The 2778-nt window shown below is 43.3% G+C and carries 3 protein-coding genes; all 3 read left to right on the forward strand.

Going from position 1 to position 2778, the window contains the following annotated elements:
* Positions 1–25 precede the first annotated feature (25 nt).
* Positions 26–484 (forward strand): hypothetical protein, encoded by a 459-nt coding sequence (locus ACQY6Q_RS04390; protein WP_427978317.1) that lies wholly within the window; start codon positions 26–28, stop codon positions 482–484.
* A 408-nt stretch (positions 485–892) separates the two neighbouring features.
* Positions 893–1312 carry a CBS domain-containing protein gene (locus tag ACQY6Q_RS04395; protein WP_055731463.1) on the forward strand — a complete coding sequence of 140 codons (420 nt, stop codon included), beginning with the start codon at positions 893–895 and terminating at the stop codon, positions 1310–1312.
* A gap of 41 nt (positions 1313–1353) precedes the next feature.
* Positions 1354–2778: ATP-dependent RNA helicase HrpA (hrpA, locus tag ACQY6Q_RS04400; protein WP_427978321.1), on the forward strand; the 1425-nt coding region annotated here is incomplete at its 3' end.

Consider the following 2778-nt stretch of genomic DNA (forward strand, 5'->3'; position numbering starts at 1 on the left):
AAATTAAATAATAGGTTTATTAACAGTGGTCAATATGCAATCCGTGATACTCGAATTAATTAAATTAGGCTTAGTAGGGATCATTGCTGGTTTGTTTGCTTCTTTTATTGCTAATCGAGACTTTCGCCACAAGAAATGGTGGGAGCTCCGTGTCGCAGCATATCAAAATGCAATTGAGGCTCTTTCTGACATAGTGCATTACTACGAGACTCATAAGAATACTTGGGACACGAATGGCCTAACAGATGAACAGAAGCAATTATTGAGTTTAATGATTGGTGAAGCTAGGCCGAAAGTAAGAAAATTAGCAGATACAGGTTCATTCTTATTTTCCGAGGATGCGAATCTCGCTTTGCGAGAATTTATAGATTTTAAAGTAGGAGAAATCATCGATCCTGATGACTATTATGGCCCACTAAAAATTGAAGCTAGCAAATGTCTAAAAATTAGTTATTTTGTCAAAAAAAGACCTGAAAGTACGTAACTCATGGTTATAACAAGTTAATAATGATGGGGCGCACAAAGCCAGCATTCTTCGCTAAATTTATCCGAGCTTTTTCACCCTAATATAATGGCGTTAACTCTGCCTCCATCATTTAGTTTATCTTTAAGCAAAGTAGCGTCTTAACTCATTTCTGTCCAAAAGCGTGCTTGAGAACAGAACGGGGAATTAGTAACTCGTTATGATTTTGTACAATTCAAGCGCTACACTTTCGCTACATATAGTTTGGTTTTTATCCCGCTTAGCTCAGCGTTAATTTCCATCTCTTAACACGTTTCTACCGAAAAATCAGCGCCACTCACTCATCCTCGCCCCTTAAATCTTGGATGACTGGAGGAATTGAGCCTCTGCAACTAAGCTAAGCGTAGGCACACGAATGGAGTGCAAACCATGTCAGAGAATTTGAAAGTACGCGATTACATGTTAACCCGCCCAGTTTGTTTTACTGCAAAACAAGCCATTGCCGAAGTGGTGCGTAGCTTACTTGAGCACAAGCAATTAGGGGCTCCGGTGGTTGATGAGCATAAACATGTGATTGGTTGGATTTCCGAGCAAGACTGTTTAAAAAGCTTATTGGAAGCGACTTATCATTGCGAAACCGTGTCCCTGGTTGAAGATTTAATGCGCAAAGATGTGCTAAGTGTTGGCCCCGAGACCAGTATTTTCGAGCTGGCGCAAAGTATGCTGCTGCAGAAACCCAAAATGTATCCAGTGATTGAACAAGGTAAATTATTGGGCTTAATTACCCGCGAAGAGGTACTGGCGGGGATCAGCAAACATTTGAATAGTTGCTATAAGAGCGTCAGTTAGACTTGTTTTCTCAGTGATTGTTGTTAGCATTTGCGCCTCGTATGCAACCTTACGAGGCTTTATTCTTGCAGTCGGCTTTATCTACCCTTAAACAACAAATATCTCTTGCTCTTGCTAAAGACCGTTATCGTTTACAAAACCAATTGGCTAAGTTTAACGAGCAGCAGTTAAGTGAAGAACATCCCCCTTTTGCTAAGTTCCAGCAGGCTTTACTGCGCTCAGTGGAAAAGGCAGAGCGGCGTCGCAGTTCCATTCCTAAGATTGATTATCCACCTCAATTACCAGTGGCGGAACAAAAGCAGACTATTTATGAGGCGCTGAGAGATAATCAAGTGGTGATTATCGCCGGTGAAACAGGCTCGGGTAAAACCACGCAAATACCTAAAATTTGTTTGGAGCTGGGTTTGGGCAGTCGCGGCTTTATTGGTCATACTCAGCCTAGACGTTTAGCTGCGCGTAGTGTGGCCGCGCGCATTGCCGAAGAGCTTAATACCCCAGTAGGCGAGCTGGTGGGTTATAAGATCCGCTTTAACGATCAGATAAAAAATGACAGCTTAATTAAGCTTATGACCGACGGTATGCTGTTGGCCGAGCTACAGCAAGACCGTTTCTTATCGCAGTATGAAGTGCTGATTATCGATGAAGCCCACGAACGTAGCCTTAATATCGACTTCATCTTAGGGGTGCTCAAACAGCTGCTGCCGAAGCGGCCCGATTTAAAAGTGGTGATTACCTCGGCCACCATTGACCCGCAACGTTTTGCTAAACATTTTAACGATGCGCCAGTGATTGAAGTGTCGGGCCGTACTTATCCGGTTGAAACCCGCTATCGGCCCCTAAATGATGGTGAACAAACTAAAGATGTTTTAGAGGGCTTAGCCGACGCCGTTGATGAACTGTATCGAGAAAAGCCCGGTGATATTCTGATCTTTATGAATGGTGAGCGGGAAATTCGCGATGCCACAGACTTCTTAGAAAAGCGCCAATATCGAGATACTGAAGTATTACCACTGTACTCACGGCTATCGAATGCCGAGCAAAATAGAATCTTTGCCTCACATCGTGGGCGACGCATTGTATTAGCCACTAATGTAGCTGAAACCAGTTTAACCGTACCCGGAATTCGTTATGTGATTGACCCGGGCACGGCTCGAATCAGCCGTTATAGCTACCGTTCTAAGGTACAGCGACTGCCTATTGAGGCGATTTCTCAGGCTAGTGCTAATCAACGTAAAGGTCGTTGTGGTCGGGTGGCCGAAGGTATTTGCATTCGTCTCTATAGTGAAGATGACTTTAATAGCCGCGATGAGTTTACCGATCCAGAAATTTTACGCACTAACTTGGCGTCGGTTATTTTACAAATGTTGGGCTTAAAGCTGGGCAAGTTGGAAGCTTTCCCCTTTATTGATATGCCCGATCAGCGAAATATCAAAGATGGTTTAAACCTTTTAGAAGAAATTGGTGCG

Origin of the sequence: Agarivorans sp. (assembly GCF_050295395.1) — a bacterium.
Classification (GTDB): domain Bacteria; phylum Pseudomonadota; class Gammaproteobacteria; order Enterobacterales; family Celerinatantimonadaceae; genus Agarivorans.